The 22859-nt window shown below is 66.6% G+C and carries 23 protein-coding genes; 6 read left to right on the forward strand and 17 right to left on the reverse strand.

The genetic code is table 11. From position 1 onward, the window contains the following. Window positions 1-6: 6 nt before the first annotated feature. Complete coding sequence (locus A3CW_RS0107545; RefSeq protein WP_028203021.1) at window positions 7-981, reverse strand: ABC transporter substrate-binding protein; 975 nt, start codon at window positions 979-981, stop codon at window positions 7-9. A gap of 426 nt (window positions 982-1407) precedes the next feature. Between A3CW_RS0107545 and A3CW_RS0107550 the strand changes: the two genes are divergently transcribed. Continuing rightward, a complete protein-coding gene (locus A3CW_RS0107550) occupies window positions 1408-1632 on the forward strand; it encodes a hypothetical protein (protein ID WP_028203022.1) in 225 nt (74 codons plus the stop codon). Window positions 1633-1718: 86 nt separating this feature from the next. Here A3CW_RS0107550 and A3CW_RS0107555 read toward each other — a convergent pair whose 3' ends face one another. From A3CW_RS0107555 to A3CW_RS0107585, 6 genes are all read right to left on the reverse strand, one after another. Continuing rightward, a complete protein-coding gene (locus A3CW_RS0107555) occupies window positions 1719-2081 on the reverse strand; it encodes a copper resistance protein CopC (protein WP_028203023.1) in 363 nt (120 codons plus the stop codon). Between the two features lie 28 nt (window positions 2082-2109). After that, window positions 2110-2991: a hypothetical protein gene (locus A3CW_RS0107560; protein ID WP_051481293.1), complete on the reverse strand. Its 882-nt coding sequence runs from the start codon at window positions 2989-2991 to the stop codon at window positions 2110-2112. 133 nt (window positions 2992-3124) lie between these two features. Beyond that, window positions 3125-3670, reverse strand: coding sequence for a DUF2946 family protein (locus A3CW_RS54260; protein ID WP_081771556.1), 546 nt, complete (start codon window positions 3668-3670; stop codon window positions 3125-3127). An 18-nt stretch (window positions 3671-3688) separates the two neighbouring features. Continuing rightward, entirely contained in the window at window positions 3689-5173 is a 1485-nt protein-coding gene (locus A3CW_RS0107575; protein WP_051481295.1) for an aldehyde dehydrogenase family protein, read from the reverse strand. 18 nt (window positions 5174-5191) lie between these two features. Beyond that, window positions 5192-6142 (reverse strand): agmatinase, encoded by a 951-nt coding sequence (speB, locus tag A3CW_RS0107580; RefSeq protein WP_028203026.1) that lies wholly within the window; start codon window positions 6140-6142, stop codon window positions 5192-5194. 151 nt (window positions 6143-6293) lie between these two features. Next, entirely contained in the window at window positions 6294-7124 is an 831-nt protein-coding gene (locus A3CW_RS0107585) for a helix-turn-helix transcriptional regulator (RefSeq protein WP_028203027.1), read from the reverse strand. A gap of 166 nt (window positions 7125-7290) precedes the next feature. Between A3CW_RS0107585 and A3CW_RS0107590 the strand changes: the two genes are divergently transcribed. From A3CW_RS0107590 to ampC, 5 genes are all read left to right on the forward strand, one after another. Next, window positions 7291-7635: a cupin domain-containing protein gene (locus A3CW_RS0107590; RefSeq protein ID WP_028203028.1), complete on the forward strand. Its 345-nt coding sequence runs from the start codon at window positions 7291-7293 to the stop codon at window positions 7633-7635. 68 nt (window positions 7636-7703) lie between these two features. Further along, window positions 7704-9137 carry an NAD(P)/FAD-dependent oxidoreductase gene (locus tag A3CW_RS0107595; RefSeq protein WP_051481296.1) on the forward strand — a complete coding sequence of 478 codons (1434 nt, stop codon included), beginning with the start codon at window positions 7704-7706 and terminating at the stop codon, window positions 9135-9137. Between the two features lie 12 nt (window positions 9138-9149). Continuing rightward, window positions 9150-10079 carry a LysR family transcriptional regulator gene (locus A3CW_RS0107600; RefSeq protein ID WP_028203030.1) on the forward strand — a complete coding sequence of 310 codons (930 nt, stop codon included), beginning with the start codon at window positions 9150-9152 and terminating at the stop codon, window positions 10077-10079. A 161-nt stretch (window positions 10080-10240) separates the two neighbouring features. After that, on the forward strand, window positions 10241-11821 hold the full coding sequence (locus A3CW_RS45555; protein ID WP_051481297.1) for a purine-cytosine permease family protein: 1581 nt from the start codon (window positions 10241-10243) through the stop codon (window positions 11819-11821). 88 nt (window positions 11822-11909) lie between these two features. Beyond that, window positions 11910-13082, forward strand: a complete 1173-nt coding sequence (gene ampC, locus A3CW_RS0107610; RefSeq protein ID WP_063750815.1) for a class C beta-lactamase — start codon at window positions 11910-11912, stop codon at window positions 13080-13082. Window positions 13083-13107: 25 nt separating this feature from the next. Here the strand turns inward: ampC and A3CW_RS45560 are convergent, their stop codons facing one another. The 10 genes from A3CW_RS45560 to A3CW_RS0107660 all read right to left on the reverse strand — a co-directional run bounded on the left by A3CW_RS45560 (window position 13108) and on the right by A3CW_RS0107660 (window position 22824). Next, window positions 13108-14508 carry an ATP-binding protein gene (locus tag A3CW_RS45560; protein ID WP_051481298.1) on the reverse strand — a complete coding sequence of 467 codons (1401 nt, stop codon included), beginning with the start codon at window positions 14506-14508 and terminating at the stop codon, window positions 13108-13110. Beyond that, window positions 14505-15167, reverse strand: coding sequence for a response regulator (locus A3CW_RS0107620; protein ID WP_028203032.1), 663 nt, complete (start codon window positions 15165-15167; stop codon window positions 14505-14507). Before A3CW_RS0107620 ends, A3CW_RS45560 begins: the two co-directional genes overlap by 4 nt. A gap of 86 nt (window positions 15168-15253) precedes the next feature. After that, window positions 15254-16267: an Ldh family oxidoreductase gene (locus tag A3CW_RS0107625; RefSeq protein WP_028203033.1), complete on the reverse strand. Its 1014-nt coding sequence runs from the start codon at window positions 16265-16267 to the stop codon at window positions 15254-15256. A 94-nt stretch (window positions 16268-16361) separates the two neighbouring features. Further along, the gene (locus A3CW_RS0107630) at window positions 16362-17276 is read right to left on the reverse strand and encodes a dihydrodipicolinate synthase family protein (protein WP_211254045.1); all 915 of its coding nucleotides are present in this window, start codon (window positions 17274-17276) and stop codon (window positions 16362-16364) included. Between the two features lie 180 nt (window positions 17277-17456). After that, window positions 17457-18239, reverse strand: coding sequence for an AraC family transcriptional regulator (locus A3CW_RS0107635; RefSeq protein ID WP_028203035.1), 783 nt, complete (start codon window positions 18237-18239; stop codon window positions 17457-17459). Window positions 18240-18328: 89 nt separating this feature from the next. Further along, window positions 18329-19597: an FAD-dependent oxidoreductase gene (locus A3CW_RS0107640; RefSeq protein WP_028203036.1), complete on the reverse strand. Its 1269-nt coding sequence runs from the start codon at window positions 19595-19597 to the stop codon at window positions 18329-18331. Beyond that, window positions 19594-19869, reverse strand: a complete 276-nt coding sequence (locus tag A3CW_RS0107645; RefSeq protein ID WP_028203037.1) for a 2Fe-2S iron-sulfur cluster-binding protein — start codon at window positions 19867-19869, stop codon at window positions 19594-19596. Before A3CW_RS0107645 ends, A3CW_RS0107640 begins: the two co-directional genes overlap by 4 nt. Next, the gene (locus A3CW_RS0107650; RefSeq protein WP_035512517.1) at window positions 19862-21019 is read right to left on the reverse strand and encodes an NAD(P)/FAD-dependent oxidoreductase; all 1158 of its coding nucleotides are present in this window, start codon (window positions 21017-21019) and stop codon (window positions 19862-19864) included. Before A3CW_RS0107650 ends, A3CW_RS0107645 begins: the two co-directional genes overlap by 8 nt. After that, window positions 21019-21978 (reverse strand): 4-hydroxyproline epimerase, encoded by a 960-nt coding sequence (locus A3CW_RS0107655; protein WP_281175084.1) that lies wholly within the window; start codon window positions 21976-21978, stop codon window positions 21019-21021. The genes A3CW_RS0107650 and A3CW_RS0107655 overlap by 1 nt, the downstream gene beginning before the upstream one ends. A gap of 129 nt (window positions 21979-22107) precedes the next feature. Further along, window positions 22108-22824: a TetR/AcrR family transcriptional regulator gene (locus tag A3CW_RS0107660; protein WP_051481317.1), complete on the reverse strand. Its 717-nt coding sequence runs from the start codon at window positions 22822-22824 to the stop codon at window positions 22108-22110. Window positions 22825-22859 lie beyond the last annotated feature (35 nt).

Here is a 22859-nt window from a genome sequence, read left to right on the forward strand (position 1 = left end):
TGCGGATCAGCGGGCCAGCGGGTCGACGAACAGCTCGCTCATGGACAGGCGGCGCGGCGTGAGCCCCTGCTTGAATGCAGTCGCCTCGAGCGCTTCGATGGTCTTGCGGTTTTCCTCGATGCCGTAGGGCAGTGGGTCGTGGCCGACGATCTTGCGCAGCTCCAGATACTTTTTGTCCCCGGCGCTTACGGCCTCGCCTGCGTCGAGACGCGCGAGCCATTCCTGCCTGGCTTGCGCGAAGGCGTCGTAGAGCGACTTCGCGATCCAAGGATGCTCGGCGAGCACCGAGTCCTTCACGACGATGGTGCCGTGCATCGGGTAGATGCCGGTGCGCGCGTAATACTCCTTCTCGAGTTCGACAGCGTTCGGCAGCAGGTCGGGGTAATCGGCCTCGACTTCCTTCCAGCCGCCCGTGGGCGCGCCCGTGCGGCCGATGCCGGCCGCCGCCGCGAAGCCCGCCGCGAGTTCGCCGCTCGCCATCATGTCGGCAAGCGAGCGGCCGGCCGGGGCGTGCACGACGTTCGAGGGCAGCTTGAGTTGCGTGACGTGCTCCTCGTCGTCCACGACCCACGTGACCTTGGACGAATCGAGCCCGAACTCGTCGATCAGGACCTGGCGCGTCCAGACGCCCGTCGTCACGGAGTAGGCGCGCACGCCGACCTTGCGGCCTTCGAGGTCCTTCGGGTGCTTGATGCCGGCTTCGGGGCGCACGAGCAGGCCGCCGTGGTGGAAGCGGCGCGTGACGAAGATGGGCAGGCCGACGAAGGGCGCGCCGTAGGCGCGAGCGATGATATAGGTGGTCGGGGCCAGTTCGCAGACGTCGAACTCGACGTCGCGCACCATGCGGCGGAATGCGCCGATCTGCGGCTGGACCGTGACGAATTCGGCATCGACGCCTTCGATGGGGATCGATCCGTTACGAATTGCCGAGGTATGCGGGTGTTCACCGACCGCAAGTTTGAGCCGCACTTTCTGAGCCAACGTCCTTCTCCCTGAAATTCGCCGTCGGGGCCCGGACAGGGGCCGACGCCGGACGGAACACTTCGATGGAGAGAGAATATTTGACCTGAGTACGCGCGTCCCTATACAAAAGGGAGATTCGATGGCACTTTTTGCAGCTAGATAGCGGGCGGCGGGCGGGGCATTAGCGTTTTCCCGCACGCGCCGCCATGCGCCCCTGCCGGGCCGCCGTTCGATTTCTTGCCGGCCCCAGGGTGCGCCCGCGCCCGGGTTGTCCAAACCGTCATGGTGAGGGCGCTTCGGAGATTGATCGGATAACTAAGCATTTCGATGAATCGGCGTATGCCGCATTGCGGGAACGAAGCCGAATCGCCCCCGTTTTTTTTGCCAGCATTTCTGCGCGGTTCCCCTTAAAATTGCATGATCCTGCTGTACCGGAGCACTACCATGGAACGAAAGAAAGCTGAACACATCCTGCTCGAAGCCGACGAAATCGCCGGTCTGGTTCTCAACGGCTTCGACATGACGATGGAAACCAACGCCGGGCGCGCGCTCTACGATCGTACGTTTACCGCCTATATCCATAACGAAATCGGCGACTTGCCCGTTGGGGAGCTGTACGACGCCTTGACCGGCTCGCCCGAAGCCTTTACCGCCACCACGCCGCAGTAAGCCGGCGCCCTCCCAGAAAATCGCCAACGAGCCACGCTGCGAAAGCGCAAGAAGTCGCAGCATGGCCTCATCTCGTCGTTACACGTTCACTTCACGTCGAACGAGTAATGTCCGGTCGTGCGATGCCCATCGGCGGCAACCGCGACCCACACCACCGAATACTTTCCAGGCGTCAGTGCGTTGAGCGCAACCGACATGCGCTTGTTGTTGCCCGCATCGACCTTGGCCTTGTCGCGAATGACGGATTTGCCCTGCGCGTCGGTCACGTCGATGGAACTGAAGGCGGGTTCGAGCCCGTCATCGAAGTCGATCACGACGGCGTTGAGCGTGGCCGGCGCGGTCGATCCAGCAGGCGGTTCCTGATGCTTCGGATAAGCGTGCGCCCACGCGAGGTGGGCGGCGAGCAGCGCGACCGAGGCGACGGCTGTGCGCAATGTAGCAAGTTTCATGGCGATATTCCTGTGTGAAGGTGCGGGCTTACTGGAACAGCGGCTTGCCGATCGTGCGCGGCGCGACATCGTCGAAGAAGATGTGCACCTGCGCGAGGATGCCGACGTGCGAGCCGCTCGCCCGGTTGATCGGGATCTGCGCTTCGATGCCGAGCTGGCCGTAACGGTTCATCCAGATGAAGCCGGGGTTGACGGTCCCGGTCGTTTGCCCCTGGCTGCGCGAGAGGGGCACTTCGACCAGCGGGATGAGGTTGGAAAACGGCTGCGGCATGCCGAGGTCGTGGACGTGCTGCTGCAGGTAGGGCAGGCTGTACTGGAACGTGAAGCCATAGTCGAACGAGTTCGGCTGGCCGCCGCCGGTCGTGAACGACGGTCCCGCTTCGCCCGTGATGGCGATGGGCCGCAGCCATGCGAGCGAGTCAGGCAGATCGCCCATGCCCTTGCCGGCGAAGACCGTGGGCGAGATCGTCGAGAAGTTGGCGGCGATCGCGCGGCTGCCGGTGCCGCCGAGTTCGGCGTTCACGCCGACCGAGGTCATGAATTCATGCGCGTCGTTCACGTAGAGCAGGTACTTGAGCCCCACGCCGAAGTTGTCGAAGCCGCGCGCGGTGGGGTTGTTCTGCATGACGTAGCTGCCGTCCACGGAGAAGGCCAGCCGCGGCGTGATGAGCTTGTCGTACTCGAAGCTGTAGGTGTTGATGCTTTGGTCGCCGGCGTCGCCCGGCACGCGCTGGTGCCCGAATTCGAGGTTGGCTTCGTCGCCGACGCCGGGGTCGTCGACGGAGAGCGTGGAGGGGAAAACGCGGTCGCCCGCGATGGCGTGAGCATGGGCCGCGCACGATCCGAGCAGCAGCGCGCAGCCGATGAGCCGGGTCAGTGCGCGAATGGGGGCAAGCTCGCCCAGCGCCATGCGGCTGGACGGCGATTGGTCAGACATGAGTTGTCCTGTCGAGGAGCGAGGCACGCGCGCGAGCCAGGGCGGCGCGCGTGCAGGCCCGGCGACACGCTGGGCGCGTCGTCCGGGGTTGGCCGGGTCGATCCAGTCAGGACAGGGGTGGGGCGCGTGCGTGGATGTGGCTCGCGGGCGCGACGAGGCGAACGCTTTCGAACTGCGCCGCGATGCGCGCCTGCACGAGCCGGCCGACGACGAACAGCGCCACGGGTACGCCGGACACGACGGGCAGGTGCGCGAAGAAGCTGCAATAGCCGCAGTCCTGCATGTCGCCGGACGTCGCGTTCGTGGCGTGCGCGCCCGCTGCGCCGCTCGCGCCGTGCACGTGGCGCTCCATCGAAGGCATGCCGCAGGGCGCGCGTTCCACCGTGCCGGGTGCCGTCTGCATGGCCTGGGCGGCAAGCAGGTGCGAAACCACGGGCGCGAGCGTCGCCATGAGGAGCGCAAGCGTCCCCAGTAGACTGCCCAGCCTGAGATGGAATCGGCGCACGGCGTGAAGTGGCGGAAATAGTGCGGGAATTATGCCACGCGAGCCGCCACCCCCGCCGCGCCGCCTACGGCCGCGCCGCCCGTCAAAGCGTCGCGGCCGCGCACCTTGCGTGCGAGGCCGCGATCCAGCCCGCGCGAGGCGGGGCATGAAGCCGGCATGAAGCGGTCAGGCGCGCAGGCCGACCGTGTGCCGCAATTCCTGGTAGCTGCGCAAGCCGGCCACGCCCAGCTCGCGGCCGATGCCGCTCAGGCCGAAGCCGCCCCAGCACACTTGCGGAAAGATCAGTTGCGGAGTGTTGACCCAGACGAGCCCGGCGCGCAGCTGTGCCTTGTAGCGTCGCGCGGCCTTTGCGTCGCTCGTGACGACCGTGGCGACCAGTCCGTAACGCGTATCGTTGGCGAGGGCAATTGCTTCGTCATCCGAACGGAATGATTTCACGCACGCGAGGGGTCCGAAGATCTCGTCGGACCAGAGCACGTTGTCCGCCGCGGGTTCCGCGATGACGACGGGCGCCATGAAGAAGCCATCGGCGCATGCGGGATCGAGCTGGCCCGCGAACGCGATCTGCGCGCCCGCCTCGACGCCTTGCGCCACGAGCGCGGCCACGCGCGCGTGCTGCGCCGCGCTGATGAGCGGTCCCATCGCCGCGTCCGCACCCTGAGGCGGCGCGACCACGATGGCTCGCACCGCTGTCTCGAATGCGGCCATGAACTTGCGATACACGTTGTCGTGCACGAGGATGCGCGCGGTGGCCGAGCACATCTGGCCGGCGTTGGTGAACGCGCCGCCCACCGCGAGCGAGACGGCCTGCACCACGTCGGCGTCTTCGCGCACGATCAGCGCGGACTTGCCGCCCAGTTCGAGCGTGAGGCGCTTCATGTCCTGCGCGGCGGCCCGCATGACCTTGCGGCCCGACGCCGTGCTGCCGGTGAACGAGATCTTGTCGACGAGCGGATGCGTCGTCAGCCATGCGCCGACTTCGCCGCCGCCGTTGACCACGTTCACGACGCCATCCGGCACGCCCGCTTCGCTCACGATTGCGGCGAGCATGTGCTCGGTGGGCGAGGTGAGTTCCGAAGGCTTGATGACGACCGTGCAGCCCGCGGCCAACGCGGGTGCGAGTTTCCATGCGGTCGTGACCATCGGGAAATTCCACGGCACGATCAGCGCCGCGACGCCCACCGGTTCGTGCAAGCGCTCGGCCAGCAGCGCATCGTCCGGTAGCGCGACCGGTTCCGCGGCGAACATCGACGCGTCTTCGCACAGGCCCGCGTAGTAGTTGAACGTCGCGATGGCGTCGCTCACGTCGAGGTCCGCTTCGAACGGCGGCTTGCCGCTCACCTGCATCTGCATGGCAGCGAGGCGTGCGCGGTCGGCTTCCAGCAACTCGGCGATCTTGCGCAGCAGCCTGCCGCGCGCGGCGGGCGTCGTGTGCCGCCACGCGATGAGCGCATCGTGCGCGGCGTGTACGGCGCGATCGACCATCTCCGCCGTGGCGTGCTCCTGCCAGCCGATCGTTGCGCCCGTCGCCGCGTTGCAGATGCGCGAGCACACTTCGCTGTCCGCAGCGCAAAAAGTTGCGCCCGCAATCGTGGCGGCGGGCAGCACAAAGGCCTCGCCGTCGATCTGACGTTCGGTATTGGTAGCCATGATGTGTCTCCTCGCGCCCTAGCGGTAAGCCACGCCGGGCATGATGCAAAGCATTTCGAAGGCGAGATTCGCGCCCACGAGCGCGGTCGTGCCGGCCTGGTCGTACGGCGGCGAGACTTCGACGAGATCGGCGCCCACCACGTTGAGCCCCTTCATGCCGCGCACGATTTCGAGGCCCTGGTGCACGGTCAGCCCGCCCACCTCGGGCGTGCCGGTGCCGGGCGCGAACGCGGGGTCGAGCCCGTCGATATCGAAGCTCAGGTACACGGGCGTGTCGCCCACGCGAGCACGCACCTCTTCCATGAGCGGCGCGAGCGAGCGGTTCCAGCAGTCCTCGGCTTGCACGACGGTGAAACCCTGCTTGCGGCACCAGTCGAAATCTTCGGCGTGATAGCCGGTGCCGCGCAGGCCGATTTGCGTGACCTTGTCGCATTGCAGGAGGCCATCTTCGACGGCGCGGCGAAACGGCGTGCCGTGCGCGATCTTTTCGCCGAACATGGTGTCGTTCACGTCGGCGTGAGCGTCGATGTGGACGACGGCGACCTTGCCGTATTTCTTGTGCAGCGCGCGCAGGATCGGCCATGCGATCGTGTGGTCGCCGCCGAGCGTGATCGGGCGGCAGCCTGTTTCGACGATGCGGTCGTACGCCGCTTCGATCAGACGAATCGAATCCTTCAGGTCGTACGGATTCGTTGCGACGTCACCGATATCGGCCACCTGCAGCGAATCGAACGGCGCCGCGCGCGTGGCCATGTTGTACGGCCGCAGCAGCACCGATTCCGAGCGGATCTGGCGCGGCCCGAAGCGCGCGCCGGAACGGTTCGAGGTGCCGATATCGAGCGGCACGCCCACGAAGCAGACGTCGAGGCCCTCGGTGGTCTCGGCCTGCGGCAGGCGCATCATGGTGGCGATGCCGCCGAACCGCGGCATCTCGTTGCCGCCCTGCGGCTGGTTGAACTGGCGCTCCATCTGGTGTGTCTCCGATCGTTAGAGTCAAATCGATCGGGCGATGGTAGGGGAGATCCCGCGCGGCCAAATATTGAAGTTGAGATGTTTACATCGATGAAAATCGATGTATGTGAGCTTTTAATTGACTAAACAGCGTGACTAGACACCGTGGCTAAACCGCGGCGTGGCCCCAGGCGATCAACTCGCGCTTGGTGCGCACGCCCAGCTTCGCGAAGGCGCGCTTCACGTACGACTCGGCGGTAGCCACCTGCACGCCCAGGATCTGCGCGGCTTCGGGCACAGTCTTGCCCGTGATGAGGTGCGCGCAGGTTTCGTATTCGCGTTTGGAAAGGCGCACGTTGTCTGCCGCAATGCGCGCGTCGAACTGCGCGAGCGGATGCATGAACGGAGCCGCATGGGCAATGCGCCGGGCCGCGCTCGTGGAGGCATGCAGTTCGAGCAGCGGAAACAGAAACTCGCTCACGCCGCGAAAACGGTTCATTTCCATGAGCGTAAACGGCGGTTCGCGCAGCCCGCGTTCGAGCGCGATGGAGTCCTGCGCGTGGCGCGTGCCGCGTGCGAGCACGCATTCGTGGGCAATGCGCGCCTCGTCGAAGAGCCGCTGGCGGAATTCGCCCGGCGGTATCGCGCCGATGTCGCGCACCACCAGCATCGTGCCGAGCTTGCCGCGAATGCCCGCGAACAGCGGATCGCTTTCGTAGAAGCGGTCGTAATACAGGGTCATCACGTCCGAGATCGCACCCGAATCCATTCCGACCCCGCCACTGCCGATCCATTCGCCGCGAAAGCCCGTGGGCATCGTGCTGTCCGCGCGCGAGCGCTCGATATGCACGACATTGACGGGCACGACCTCGTTGAGCAGCAGCGTAAGACGCGGCACGAAATCGGGCGTGCCGACGGCCTCGATCACGTTGCCGAGGGTCTTGAACGAGAGCGGAAAGTTCGGATGATCGCGGTTGAGCGGGGGGACGTTGAGCAGCATGGCGCGCCCATTCGTGATGGCTGATTCATTATAGCCGATGGCTATTGGCCGCCAAAAAAGCCCAAATCAGGCAGCAAAACATCGCTTGCCCCCCCTGAGGGGGGGCATACCGCGGCCGCGCCAGTCGGTAACTTTGGCGTCACTCAATCAACCGGAAGCGACGCAAATGAGCAAACTGATTCAGGACATCGTGCCGCTGGGCGCTGGCATCGGCGAATTCACCAGGCTGGAGTATGGCATGGACGAAAGCGACTGGCGTGCCACGGTCGGCAAGAACAACAACTATGTGATCGGCTGGTGGGAAGGCAAGGTCGGCGCGGTGGATTTCCCGGCCACGACCGCCGACGAAGCGGTATGGCTCGTAGAAGGCAAGATCGCCCTGACCGACGCGAACGGCGCTCGCAAGGAATTCACGGCGGGCCAGGGCTACCTCCTGCCCGCCGGCTTTGCAGGCCGCTGGGAAACCCTCGAGGACGCGAAGAAGTTCTACGTCGTGCTCGAACAGGCCTAAGGACCATGGCGAGCCGCCTCCCACGGGAGGTGGCTTTGTTTCTCCCGTTTCGTGCAGTGAAGCCAATCATGAGTACCCCTGCAGAAGTTGAAATCGAATCGCGCCGGCGCGTCACGCTCAGCGTGCAAGAGGCGCTTTCGCGCACACGGTTCTTTCCGTACTGGCTCGACAACCCGGCCGAGCCGCCGACCGAACCCAGGCTCACCGCCAACGTAGAGGCCGATCTGCTGATCGTCGGCGGCGGCTTTACGGGGCTCTGGGCCGCCGTGCAGGCCAGGGAGCAGATGCCGCATCTGAATGTCGTGCTGATCGAGGCGGGCAAAGTCGCGCACGGCGCGTCGGGCCGCGCGGGCGGCATCATCTCGACTTCGGTGATGCATGGCTTGCCCAATGCCGTGCGGGTATTCCCCAACGATATTGCGCAGCTCGAAGAATTCGGCCATCACAATCTCGACGGCTTCGAAGAAACGCTCAAGCGCTACAACATCGACGCCGACATCGAATGGAACGGCGAGATGACGGTGGCGGTCGATCCCGAGCATATCGAGCACTTGCGCGGCGACTACGAGCTGCACACACGCTACGGGCACGATGTCGTTCTGCTCGATGGCGAAGCGACGCGCACGCAACTGGATTCGCCGTTGTTCGCCGGCGCGCTGTGGTCGCGCAATCGCAGCGGCATCGTGCATCCGGCCAAGCTTGCGTGGGGCCTCAAGCGCGCGGCGCTTTCGCTCGGCGTGAAGCTCTATGAGCACACGCCGCTCATCGATGTCATCGACGAAGGCCAGACTGTCTACGTGAAGACGCCCGAAGGCAGCGTGCGCGCACCGCGCGTGGTGTTCGGCAGCGGTACGGCAAAGGTTGGCATTCCTGATATCAACCGGCGCGTGCTGCAGGTGCGCGACCACGTGCTCGCCACCGAGCCGCTCACCGAAGAACAGCTCGCGCGTATTGGCTGGAAGAATCGCCAGGGCATTTACGACACGCGCACGCAGCTCAATTACTTCCGCCTCACGAAGAACAACAACATCATCTTCGGCGGACTCGTGAGCTATCACTTCGACGGCGATCCGAATCCCCCGCAGGACCAGAAGGCCGAGACCTACTATCGGCTCGCGCAGGCGTTTTACCGCACCTTCCCGCAGCTTGCCGACGTACGCTTCTCCCATGCGTGGGGCGGACCGATCGACTACTGCTCGCGCGGCTCCGTGTTCGCGAAGCGCTATCTGAACGACAAGGCCGTTTTCGTGGCGGGTTACACGGGCTTTGGCGTGGCGGCGAGCCGCTTCGGCGCGTTCATGGGCCTGAATATCCTGTTCGACCGCAACAGCCCCGAGCGCGCGCTCGATATCGCCAACCAGAGCCCGACTTATATCCCGCCGGAGCCGGCGCGCTGGCTGGCCGCCAAGGTCACGTTCCATGCGTTCGACGGCGCCGACGCCGAAGGCGGCTGGAAGCGCGCGTGGATCAAGGGTATCAAGGCGATGGGCTTTCCGATGTGAGGGATGAGCGGCATGTTCTCCAATACTTCCGATCTCGACCTGCGGCTGATCCGCGTGTTTCTCGCCGTGGTGGACGCGCGCGGCATCACCGCGGCCGAAGCGACGCTAGGCGTGCGGCAGTCCACCATCAGCACGCAGCTCTCGGCGCTCGAGGCGCGCGTGGGCTTCAAGCTCTGCGAGCGCGGGCGCGGCGGCTTTCGTCTCACGTCGAAGGGCGAACGCTTCGTGCCCTCGGCGCGTGCGCTCGTTGCGGCCACCACCGAGTTCGTTGCGCGGGTGCGCGATATCGACCGAAAACTCGTCGGCACGCTCGGCATCGGCCTGATAGGCCAGGCTTCGCACGTCGAGAATGCGCGGCTCGCGGAAGCGATCGGCGCATTCCGCCAACGCGACCAGGCCGTGCGCTTCACGATGAAGGTTGCGGCGCCGCAGGAACTCGAAGAAAGCCTCGTCAACAACCACCTCGACATTGCGATCGGCTACTTCTGGCATCGCGTGGCGGGGCTCGACTACACCGAGCTGTTCAGCGAGCGCCAGGTGCTGTGCTGCGGGCGCGGGCATGCGCTTTTCCATAGTGCTCCGCACGTCAACGTCGATGACCTGCGCGAGCACGACTGGGTCTGGCGCAGCTATTCGATACCGGAGGAGCTTGCCGGTATCGGCGACCGGCAGGTGACGGCGATTGCCGACAGCATCGACGCCGCCACGGTCCTGATCCTGTCGGGCAGCCATATCGGCTATCTGCCCGCGCATCACGCCGAACCGTTCGAGCAGCGCGGCCTCATCAGGGCGCTCGGGCGCACCACGTTCGGCTTCGACGTGCCGATGCATCTGACCGTCAAGCGCAGCGCCGCGGAAAAGCCCATCGTGCGCGCGTTCTGCGACGATCTGCTGGGCGTCTATGGGCAGCATGCCGCCGTGCCCGAAGCGCTGGTCGAATGAAAGAAGCGCTGCGCGCCATACATTGGCTGCGCAAGATGTAAACGTATGGAATGCAGAATAATTAGCCCGCCGCGATCGATTAAAGTGGGCGAGAGACGTTGATAGTGCGTTGACCGGTTGTTTGCAAAAACAACCAGATCGGCGCGGCAAGGAGTGAGACAATGAGCGACAACAGCATTACCCAGATCGAAACATTCGGTTTCGAACGCATTCCCGATGCCTCGCGCTACGCGCGGCCCATCGATCTGTTCCGGCTGCTGTTCGGCGGCTGCAATACCTTCTCCACCTCGGTGCTGGGCAGCTTTCCAGTGCTGGTGGGCCTCTCGTTCAAGGCCGGCGTGTGGTCCATCGTGCTCGGCGTGCTCGCCGGCACCTGCATCCTCGCGCCCATGAGCCTGTTCGGTCCGCGCAACGGCACGAGCGATCCCGTTTCGTCGGGGGCGCACTTCGGCATCCACGGGCGGATCGTGGGCTCGTTCCTCGCGTTGCTCACGTCGATCGCGTTCTTCGCACTTGCCGTCTGGAGTTCGGGCGATGCACTCGTGGGCGGCGCGCACGACATGGTCGGCGTGCCGGTCAACACCTGGACGCTCAGCTCGGCCTACATGGTGTTCGCCGTGCTCGTGGTGGTGGTGTGCATCTACGGCTTTCGCTTCATGCTGTGGGTGAACAAGATTGCCGTGTGGGCAGCGAGCCTCATGTTCGTGGTGGGCGCCTTCGCGTTTGCGGGCGCGTTCGATCCCAACTATGCCGGCACGCTGCATGAAGGCGGCGCGGGATTCTGGGTGGCCTTCGTGAGCGCCGTGCTCGTCGCATTGAGCAACCCGGTGTCGTTCGCCTCGACGCTCGGCGACTGGGCGCGCTACATTCCGCAGCACACGCCGCGCCACCGCGTGATGGGCGCCGTGTTCGCCGCGCAGATCGCCACCTTCGTGCCATTCTTCTTCGGCCTCGTCACGGCCACGCTCATCGCAACGAAGGCGCCGAGCTATATCGCCTCGAACGACTATGTGGGCGGACTGCTGGCCGTGTCGCCGCGCTGGTTCCTGCTGCCTACGTGCCTCATTGCGATCATCGGCGGCATGTCCACCGGCACGACCGCGCTCTATGGCACCGGCCTCGACATGTCGAGCATGTTCCCGAGGCTCCTGAACCGCGTGCGCGCGACCATGCTGATCGGCACGCTGGCCATCGGCTTTATCTTCGTCGGGCGCTTCGCGTTCAATCTCGTGGAAAGCGTCTCGACGTTCTCCACGCTGATCTGCACGTTCAGCTGCCCGTGGATGGCGATCATGGTGATTGGCTTCGTGACGCGCCGTGGCCACTATCTCGCCGACGATCTCCAGGTCTTCAATCGCGGCGGCCGTGGCGGGCACTACTGGTTCACGCACGGCTGGAATCTGCGCGCGATGGGTGCCTGGCTGCCGGCGGCGTTTCTCGGTCTTGCGTTCGTGAATCTGCCGGGGCAATTCGTCGGTCCGCTTGGCTCGCTGGCGGGCGGCCTCGATCTGAGCGTGCCGGTTTCGCTGGCGGTGGGCGGCATGATCTATATCGTACTGCTGACGATCTTCCCCGAGCCGGATGCCGTGTATGGCCGGGAAGGGCGCCGCTTCGTGCGCGGCGGCGCGCGCGGGCAAGGCCGCCGGCAATCCGTTACGCCGGTTCATGCCCCGCGCATGCGCGAAGAGCAGGCTGCTGGCGCGGTGCGTGAACTGCAACGCAGCCCGGAGTATGCCGAGTAAGTTGGCAAGCACGGGGTCGCCTTGCCGGAGGCCGTTGCGCAGAGACCGGGTAAGATCACGGCTTTGCGCAGCGCGTAAGGAGGCGATCTTGCTTCGTTCACTCGTCAGGGGCTGTGCCGGTGCCCTGTTGTTCGCCATCGCCCTCAGTAGTCCCGCCTTTGCCGCCGAACCCGCCACCGGCAGCGACGCACCCATACGCGAAGCCGCGCTTGCGTTCATGCGCGAGAACGGCATCCCCGGTCTCGCGATCGGGGTCGCCGTGAACGGCACGGAGCGCTTCTACAACTTCGGCGTCGCATCGAAGGAAACGGGCGAACCGGTCACGAGCGAAACGCTGTTCGAACTCGGCTCGATGAGCAAGACGTTCGCCGCCGCGCTCGCCGGGTGGGCGCAGGTGACCGGCAAGCTCTCGCTCGACGCGCCAGTGAGCAGCTATCTGCCCGGGATGCGCGGCACGCCGTTTGGCGCGCTTACGCTCGTCAATCTCGGCACGCACACGGGCGGCGGCTTCCCGCTGCAGGTGCCTGACGAAGTCACGAACGACGCGCAGCTGACGGCGTGGCTCAAGGCATGGCGACCGCGCTATCCGGCGGGCACGCAGCGCACCTATGCAAACCCGAGCATCGGCATGTTTGCGCGCATCGCGGCGCAGCAGCTCGGCATGAGCTATGCGGATGCGGTGGAGAAACTGCTCTTTCCGAAGCTAGGGCTCGCACACACGTTCATTCGCGTGCCGGCTGCGGAGCGCGCGGCCTATGCGCAGGGCTACAACAGCAAGAACGCACCGGTGCGGCTGAATCCCGGCGTGCTCGCCGACGAAGCCTACGGCGTGAAATCGGATACGCGCGACATGCTGCGCTTTCTCGAAGCGAACCTGGGTCAGGTCGAGGTGGAGCCGGAGTTGCAGCGCGCGCTGGAGGCCACGCATGTGGGCTATTTCCGCACGGGTCCTTTCATTCAGGACCTCGTATGGGAGCAGTACGCGCAGCCCGTGGGCCTGAACGATCTCGTGAAAGGCAACGCGAACCTCATGGTGCTGGAGGACAACCCGGCCACGGCGTTGATCCCGCCGCTGCCGCCCCAGCCCGATGCGTTGCTCGACAAGACGGGCGCAACCAATGGTTTTGGCGGCTATCTGGCGTTCGAGCCGTCCCGCAAGACGGCCATCGTCATTCTCGCCAACCGCAATCACCCCACCGAGTCGCGCGTGCGGTTCGCGTATCGCGTGCTGGAACTGGTGCAGGGCGCGGCTGCGCCTTAGGGCCTGTAATTAGTGTGAACAGGCCCTAAGCCGAATCACTCGTCGCCCGCGCGGTTCGGCTGGCGGGCGCATTCGTGTTGGCGGCGGGGCTGTCGTGTGCCGGCAGCCCGCTCACCGCAGCCGTGAGCCCGCGCCCGCCCGGGTTGTTGCGCAGCGTGAACGTCAGGCCCTGACGCTGCGCGATGCGCGCCACGATCGAAAGACCGAGCCCGCTGCCCGTGCCCTGGGCGTGATCGCCGCGAAAGAAGCGGTCGAGCACGCGCTCGAGATCGGCTTCGGGAATCCCGGGCCCGTTATCGATGACTTCGAAGCCGAGGGTGTCCTGCGAACGCGTGAGCACGAGATCGATCTTGCCGCCTGCCGGCGTGTAGCGGATCGCGTTGTCGAGCAGGTTGTTCAGCGAGGTGTTCAGGCCGTGCGCGTCAGCGTGCACGTTGCAGATGCACTCGGGCGTCACGGGCGGCCGCGACTCGAGGCCCAAGTCGATGCCTTTCTCCTCCGCGAGCAGCGAGAAGTCGCCGATGGCCTGCTCGCCCAGCCGCCGCAGGCTCACGACAGTCGCCGGCGTGCTCGCTTGCGCATCTTCGCGCGCGAGCGTGAGCAATTGCTGCACGAGGCGGATCGTGCGGTTCAGGCGCGTTTGCATGCGCTCGAGCGTGCGCGGCTCGCCGTTGAGCGTGCCGTCGTGCAGTGCCGCCTGCCATTGCAGCTTGAGCGCGGCGAGCGGCGAGCGCAGCTCGTGCGCCGCGTCGGCGATGAAGGTGCGCTGCGCCTGCGAGGCCGTATTCAGGCGGTCCAGCAGGTCGTTGAGCGCGACGACGAGCGGGCGCAGTTCGACGGGCACCGAGCCATCGAGGCGCAACGGCTCCAGCTCATGCACCGAGCGCGAAGCGAGCAGCGCCGACAACGCGCCCACCGGCGCGAGGCCGCGCGTCACCACGAACAGCAGCAGCACGATGGCCACCGGCACGAGCAGCGCGAGCGGCCACAACGTATGCAGCGCGAGGTGCAGCGCCAGCCCGTCGCGCACGGAAATGGGCTGCGCGACCTGAACGAAGCGGTCCGTTTGCGCGAGGCCGTACACGCGCCAATGCACCTCGTCGTGCTCGATCGTGCGAAAGCCCGTGGCCTGGCGCGGCAGCACGGGCGTTTCCTGCGAGCGGTAAACCAGCTTGCCGTCGTGATCCCAGATCTGGATGAGAATGCGGTCGTCGGCGATCTCGTCGAAGCCGGGACCGGACTGCTCGACCTCGCGTGCCGTCGCGGCGTTCACGGGCATGGAAAGCGCCACGGCGTGCAGCTCGTAATCGAACAGCTCGCCCGCTTCTTCGCGCGCGCTGTGAAAAATGCCGAAGCCCGCCACCAGGGAAGCGGCCGCGAACCCGCAGATGAGCCAGCCCAGCAGGCGGCGGCGGATGGAATTCATTCCGATCTCTTGAGCCGGTAGCCCACGCCGCGCACCGTCACGATCTGGTCGGTGCCGATCTTGCGGCGCAAGCTGTGCACATGCACCTCGATCGCGTTGCTGCCGACTTCCTCGCCCCAGCCGTACATGCGCTCTTCGAGTTCGGCCTTCGTGAACACGCGCGCGGGCTGCTCGATGAGCACGCGCAGCAGCGCGAATTCGCGTGGCACGAGCGCGACGCTTTCGCCGTCTTTCGTCACCTCGTGCGCGGCGGGGTCGAGCGCGAGGCCGCTGTGCGTGTAAACCGGCTGTTTCTGGCCCGTGCGGCGGCGGAGCATGGCGCGCGTGCGGGCGGCCAGCTCGTCGAGATCGAAGGGTTTGATCAGGTAGTCGTCGGCGCCGGCGTCGAGCCCGGCGATGCGGTCCGTCACCGAGTCGCGCGCGGTCAGGATCAGCACGGCCGCTTCGCCGCCCTTGCGGCGGTAGCCGTTGAGCACCTCGATCCCGTCCTTCTTCGGCAGCCCGAGGTCGAGCAGCACGAGGTCGTACACGTCGTTGTCGAGCGAAAGCTCCGCTTCGCGCCCGTCGCGCGCCCAGTCGACGGCATGACCCTCGCGGCGCATCGAGTCGAGCACCGTTTCGGCAATCATTTCGTCGTCTTCCACCAGCAACAGGCGCATCGCTCGCTCCCCTAATTTCAGCCTTATATTGTCGCTCATCCCGGCTTAACCGGTGCTTAAGCGGCACGCTTAAGGGAGCCTGGCAATCAGTCGAGGAGTTTCAGCACGTCGTCGTAGAGCGCGCGCGGCACCTTCACGCCATCGCGTTCGCTGCGCGCGCGTGCCTCGAAACGGCGCTGCGACGGCAAGCGCGCGCCCTGGGCGGTGATGGCGGCGAACATCCGCTCGGCGCGCGCCTGACCGGCTGCGTAGCCGTCGCCGCCGAAGCGCCGGGGATCGATGGCGATGACGAGTTCGCCATGGCAAGGGCTCGCGCCCGCGCCGCCGTCGAAGGCCTGCGACTCCATGCTGGTGAGGTCGCCGATCAGCGCGCCCGCGAGCAGTTCGATCATGGCCGCGAGCGCCGAGCCCTTGTGGCCGCCGAACGTCTGCATCGCGCCGTCCAGCGCGGCGCGGGCGTCGGTGGTGGGCTGGCCGTCGCGGTCGAGCGCCCAATGCGGCGGAATGGGCTTGCCCTCGCGCGCGTGCAATTCGATGTCGCCGCGCGCGATCGCGCTCGTGGCGAAGTCGAACACGAACGGCAGGCCGCCTTCGCGCGGCCATGCGAACGCGAGCGGATTCGTGCCGAACACGCCGCGCGTGCCGCCGGCCGGCGCGACCCAGCTATGGCTCGGATTCATGGCGATGCCCACGAGCCCTTGCGCCGCGATGGCTTCGACCTCGGGCCACAGCGCCGAAAAATGAAAGCAGCGGTTGATGGCCATCGCCGCGATGCCCTGGCTGCGCGCTTTCTGCGCGAGCACGGGCAGGCCGGTTTCGAAGGCGAGCAGCGAAAAGCCAAAGTGCGCGTCCACGGCCAGCACGCCGGGCGCGATATCGCGCAGCGTCGGTTCGGCGCGTGCATCGACCTTGCCGCTCTTGAGCGAGCGTGCGCAGACGAGCAGGCGATAGATGCCATGCGAATGGCATTCGTCGCGCTGGCCTTGCGTGATCACGCGCGCGATCGCATCGGCGTGCGCCTCGGACATGCCGTGCCGCAGCAGCACGTTGCGCGAGAGCGTGAAGACTTCGTCGAGCGTGAGGACGATGGTGGTGGACATGGCATCCCGTGTAAAAAAACAAACCGGGCCAACGTGGCCCGGTTTCGGTGATTCGAATGAAGATTGGGAGAGAGGCGCGCTGAGTTCGTAACGCTTACAGACCGACGTCCGGCAGGGCGGGGCGCGTGGCGAGCGCCTTCTCGACCACGGCCTTCACATGCGCGAGCGCTTCGCCTTCGAGCGCCAGGCGCGGCGGGCGCGTGGTCGCGCTGCCGCGGCCCACCAGCTCCTCGCACAGCTTGATGCACTGCACGAGGTCGGGGCGCGCGTCGAGGTGCAGCAGCGGCATGAACCAGCGGTAGAGCGCGAGCGCTTCGTCAAAACGCTTTTGCTTCGCGAGACGGAACAGCGTTTCGCCTTCCTTCGGGAACACGTTCGACATGCCCGAGACCCAGCCTTGCGCGCCCACGGCCACGCTTTCGACCACCACGTCGTCGAGGCCCGCGAACAGCACGAAGCGGTCGCCCACGGCGTTGCGCAGATCGATGAAGCGGCTCGTATCGCCCGACGAATCCTTGAAGCAGACGATATTTTCGCAATCCTGAAGAGCGATCAGGATGTCGGGCGTCACGTCGTTCTTGTAGATCGGCGGATTGTTGTAAACCATCACCGGCACGTCGGTGCTGGACGCCACGGCGCGGAAATGCGCGGCCGTCTCGTGCGGCTTCGAGGAATACACGAGCGCCGGCATGACCATCACGCCGTCCACGCCCACGCGCGCCGCTTCTTTCACGGTTTGACGCGCGAACTCGGTGGTGAATTCGGCGATGCCCGCGATCACCGGCACCTTGCCGCCTGCCGCGTCGCGCGCGGCCTCGATCACCGCAATCTTTTCATTCGTCGCGAGCGACGTGTTCTCGCCGACGGTGCCGCACACCACGAGGCCAGACACGCCGTCCTTGACGAGATTGCTCACCACCCGGTGCGTGGCGTCGATATCGACCGAGAAGTCCGCCTTGAACTGCGTGCTGACGGCGGGAAACACCCCGCTCCACTGGATAGCGCTCACTGTGACTCACTCCTTGAATGCGTAGCGGCTCGCGCCGCTACCTGTTGAATATGAGTGGAGTATCGCTGTCCAGATCGTTTGACGCTTGGGGCCTTTCGCGCCTCAAAAAGACGAAATCTGCATAGTCCGGCGCTTTCTTAAAGCGGCCCAGGGGCAACCCTGGGCACGCCGGCGCGAGGCTCAAGCGCCGGACGTTTGCGCGCTTTCGGGCGTTTGCAGCAGCGCACGATACTGGCTCGGCGTGACGCCCACCGTGGCCTTGAATTGCCGCGTGAACGCGCTGTGATCGTTATAGCCGCACTGCGTGGCGATGTCGGTGATGCTCAGGTCGCTCGCGAGCAGCACCGAGGCCGCGTCCAGACGCGTTTTCAGCAGCATCTGGCGGGGCGTGAGGTGAAAGATCTTGTGGAAGTAGCGCTCGATCTGCGCCACCGACATATTGATGAGCTTCGCCAGGTGCGCGAGCTTGAGCGGTTGCGCATAGTTGTCCTGGATGTACTTCGCGGCGACCGCGAGCCGCTGGTATGCGGGATGCGTGCCTTCGGCGGCCTGCAGGTCGCGCGAAATGCCCGCCACGCCCAGCACGCGGCCGCACGCGTCGTGCAACGGGACTTTCGAGGTGAGACACCAGCCCGGCTGCCGGCCCGGATACAGATGCAGTTCGAGCTGGTCGATGAGGCTGCTGTCGAGCCGCACCACGGCCTGGTCCTGCGCGGTATAGCTGTGGCCGAAGCGCGAGGGAAAGACCTGCTCGGCCGTCTTGCCGAGCAGCGCGCGCTTTTCCTTGAAACCGCAGCGCGCGGCGAGCGTGGTGTTGGCGATCACGTAGCGCGCCTCGTGGTCCTTCACGAAGAACACCACGTCGGGCATGGCGTCGAACAGCGGTTCGAGCATGGTGAAATGCGCGACCATCTGCGCAAACGTGGCGTTTTCGAGGGCGGCGGGCAGGACCAGTTCGGGCATCGCGAGGCGCTTGGGGCGGGATCGGCGGAAACCGCCATTGTGCCGATTTGCGCACGCGCGCGCATCTGCAACAAAAAACCCGTGTGGCGCTATTCCGTCGTTTCTGCGTGCAGCAAGGTGTCGATGCGCACGGGCGAGAACGGCGGGCGCTGGCCGTTTTGCGGCCAGCCGAAACAGAACGCGGCCGCCTCGCCGCAAATCTTGCCCTGGCAGGGGCCCATGCCGCAGCGCGTCTGCAGCTTGGCGTCGCGCCACGAGGCGTGACGCGCAACGTCGCGAAAGGCGACGTCCTCGCAACGGCAGAACACGGTGTCGGGCTGCGGAAGCGCCCGCAACGCGGGTGCGAGTTCGAACGCTGCGTGCAGGCGCGTGGCGAAACGGCGGTAACGCTCGCGTTCGGCGAACAGGTGCCGGGCGTTCGCGTGGTCGCCGAGCGCGGCGTATGCCGCGATGCGTCCTTCCACCGCCGCGAGTTCCATGCCGCCCACGCCGGTGCATTCGCCGGCCGCGTAAATGCCTTCGGCGGAGGTTTGTTGCCATTCGTTCACGGCGATGGCCGGAGAACCCGCATGGGTGTCGAGGCGGCAACCCAGCGCCGCGCCGAGGCCCGTATTCGGTACGAGGCCATAGGCGCACGCGATCCGGTCGCAATCGACCAGTACGTCGTCGTTGCCGCGCCGCACGCGCGCCTGCGTCACGCGCGTCGTGCCGATGGCTTCGGCAACGTACGCATCGCACCAGTAAGGCGTCGCGCGCAGATCGAAGCGCATGCGCAGCGCCTGGGCGAGTTTCGTTGGCGTATGGACAAGGCCCGCCGCGAAGCGGCGCACCGCCTGGGGCGGCGCCTGCTCGACGATCGCGGCGATCGTCGCGCCATGCTGGCGCGCGGTCACGGCGGCGGCCCAGAGCAACGGCCCGCTGCCCGCGATGACGATGCGTTCGCCGCGCACGGGCATGCCGCCCTTGATGAGCGCCTGCAAGCCTCCCGCGCCCGTGATGCCCGGCAAGGTCCAGCCGGGATAGGGCAGGAAGCGCTCGCGCGCGCCCGAGGCGACGATGAGCTTGCCGTAAGCGAGCGTGAGCGCGCGGTCGGGGCACTGGGCGAGCAGTTGCCGCCCGGGGAGCGCCTGCACGATGCGGGTTGCGCTCAGCAGCGTGACGCTGGTGCGCGCCGCGAGGGCGTCGAGCACGGCGCGCGCGGGGCCAGTGGCACGATGGCCGGGACCCTGACGCCAGATCTGGCCGCCAGGCAGCGCATTGTCGTCGACGATGCAGACGCTCGCACCCGCCTGTGCGGCGATGCGCGCGGCGTTCAATCCGGCCGGTCCGGCGCCGATGATCAGGATATCGAACTTCATGGCGCTGCATTCCCGGTAACGACCTTCATGCCCGCGACGCAAACCGTCTGGCAGGCAAGCCGATGCGGCACGCCGTCGATGGTGACGCGGCATTCCTGGCAGATGCCCATGCCGCACAACGGCCCGCGCAGTGCGCCGCTCACCGAACGCCGCGTGACGGGCGCCGCGTGTTCTGCATGCGCGGCAATGGCGATGGCGGCTGCAACCGAGCTGCCCGGCGCGACGCCCACTTTGCGCCCATCGATCGTCAACGTCGTATTCGATTCAGGCATGCACGGCCCCCTGGGCAGCGAAGCGCGCGGGGAGATACGGCGTCGCGTCGATCTCGGCGGCGCGTCCGAGCATCTGCGCGGCAATCAGCTTCGCGGTGCCGAGCGCCGTGGTGACGCCGAGGCCCTCGTGTCCGGTGGCGAGCCACGTGGACGGATGGCTGTCGTCATCGGCGAACGAGGCCGCGGGGCCGATCAGCGGCATGCCGTCGCTCGATGCCGGGCGAAAGCCCGTCCATGCGCGAATCGCATTGAGCGCGGGCAGTTGCGGCAGATATTCGGTGGCGCGGCGCAGCATGCGCGCGAGAATCGCCGGCTCGACGGCGGGATCCGTGCTGTCGAACTGGCGCGACGAGCCGATCAGCAATTGCCCGGTCGGCCGCGGTTGCACGTTGAACGCCACCGAGGTGCCGCTCGCGTTGTGCGCGCTCTTGATATAGCCGAGTTCGAGAATCTGGTGGCGAATCGTGCCGGGATAGCGGTCGGTAATGAGCAGGTGTCCCTTCTTCGCCTGGAGCGGCAGGCGTGGCAGCAAATCGAGCGCCGCCAGGCCGTTCGCGATCAAGACCGCGCCCGCTCCGATGATCTCGCCATCGGCGAGGTGCACGCCCGCGCGGTCGATACGCGCGACCTCAGTTTGCGTGCGCCGGGTCAAGCGGCCGCTGACCGGCTGTTCGAGCAACCATGCCGCTACGGCCGGCGCGTAGACCACGGCGTCGTTGTCGACGATCATGCCGCCGACGAGGCCATTGCGCAGACCCGGTTCCGCTTCGTGCAACTGGCGCGCGTCGAGCATCGAGCACGCCACGCCCTGGCGTTGCAGGGCCTGCTGGCGCGTCTGCGCGAGCGCCAGTTCTTCCTGGTCGGCGGCGACCCAGAGCGTGCCGCAGCGCAAGAACGCATGGCGCGCGTCGAGACCGGGAGCCAGCGCGTGCCACAGTGCCAGCGACCACGCGCTCAGCGCGAATTCGGCGGGCGTGTCGTCCATCACGACGAGGTGGCCCATGCCGGCGGCCGTCACGCCGCCGCCAACGCCGGCGCGCTCGATGACGAGCACGTTCAGACCCTGCGCCGCGAGTTCATGCGAGCATGCCGCGCCCACGATGCCCGCGCCGATCACGACGACATCGTGTTGACCGCTCGAACCCCGCATCACGCGGGAATGCCCCACGCGAACGGATCGTCGTCGGCGAAAATCAGTTTGGACTCCGCGCTAATATGCGCGCTGCCGCGTATGCTCGGGCGCACATGGCCCGCGGGGAGTTCGGGCGTGATTTCATAGCAGGCTTCGAACACGCTGCCGATGATGCTTTCCTGGCGCCACTGCGCGCCGGGCGCGAGCATGCCGTCCGCGGCGAGGCACGCGACCTTCGCACTCGTGCCGGTGCCGCACGGCGAACGGTCGTAGGCCTTGCCGGGACACAGCACGAAATTGCGGCTGTCGATGCCCGCGACGTCCGGGTGCGCGAACAGTTCGATATGGTCGATCGGCGCGCCGTCCGCGCCCGTAATGCCGTTCGCCTCGAGCGCCTGGCGCATGGCCCACGTGGCTTCGGTGAGCGCTTCGACGTTGCGTGCTTCGAGCGTCAGGTTGTGATCGGCGACGAGGAAGAACCAGTTGCCGCCCCAGGCGATGTCGCCATGCACGCGGCCGTAGCCGGGCACGTCGAGCGGTACGGCCTGACGGTAGCGATACGCGGGCACGTTGCGCACGGTGACGCTGCCGTCGGCGTGCAGTTCGGCTTCGACGTTGCCGACCGGCGTTTCGATGCGATGCAGGCCGGGCGCGATGCGCCCGAGATGCGCGAGCGACGCGATGAGGCCGATGGTGCCGTGCCCGCACATGCCGAGAAAGCCGACGTTGTTGAAGAAGATCACGCCGGCGGAGCAGGACGGATCATGCGGCTCGCATAGCAGCGCGCCGACCATCACGTCCGAGCCGCGCGGCTCGTTCACGACGCCCGCGCGCACGCGGTCGAAGTCGCGACGGAAAACGGCGAGGCGTTCGGCGAGCGGGCCGTGGCCCAGCTCGGGGCCGCCGGCGATCACGAGGCGCGTGGGCTCGCCGCCCGTGTGGGAGTCGATAACGGTCAGGGTTTTCATGCCGACAATCGTAGGTCGCGCCATTTTGGCCGTCTTGCTCGAACGACCCATGCGCGGTGACGATTTCGGCATAGTGCGCCGGGCGTGAATGCGCGGCGCTCGGGGGGAACCCTGGCGCGTGCTTTCTTTATCCGCCGTTCACCCTTTGGCGAGCGCCAGCTGCTCCAGTTGGCGCACCACTTCGGCGCGCAGGCGCGGCGGCATGTTCTGGTAGCCGAGCAGGTCGGAGATCCACAGGCCGTCCGCCGCGAGCCGGCAGATCATGAGGCGGGCGGCGGCTTCGAGCGGCAGCGGGTCGGGACGCGTCCACTTGCGCATGGGCGCGGCGTAGCGTTCGCGAATCGCGGGGTCCGTCATCATCGCGGCCACCAGCACGCGCAGCACGTTGGTGCTGGCGGCGGGGCTCGTTTCGTCGATCGTGGTGTGCAGGTAGGCGCGTGCGGCGGCGCCGTGTTTCGGCGCGCCTTGCGCCACACCTTCGTCGATGCGCGTGTGCATCTGCTGCTCGAAGCGCGTCAGCGTCTGCTCGAAGAGGGCATCGAGCAAGCCCTGCTTGTTGGCGAAGTGATATTGCAGCGCGCCCTTGGTCACGCCCGCGCGTTCGGCCACGGCGTCGAGCGTCACGGCGGGCACGCCTTGATCGGTGGCGATATCGGAAGCCGCTTGCAGCAACTGCGCGCGCACCTGAACCGGGGCTTTCTTGCGTCGCGTGCCGGCGGCAGGCGCCGCGTCCTTGCGTGGGGAAGGGGGCTTCGGGGCCGAGGAGGCCGGTGGAGCCGAGGGGGCCGCTGCGTCAGCCGCCTTCGCGCTGCGCCTTGTCGCGCGCGCGGGCGCCTTGACGGAGGAGTCTTTCATGGCGGCGATCATACCATTGCAGGCGTCGCTGCTAA

Origin of the sequence: Paraburkholderia nodosa DSM 21604 (assembly GCF_000519185.1) — a bacterium.
GTDB classification, from domain to species: Bacteria; Pseudomonadota; Gammaproteobacteria; order Burkholderiales; family Burkholderiaceae; genus Paraburkholderia; species Paraburkholderia nodosa.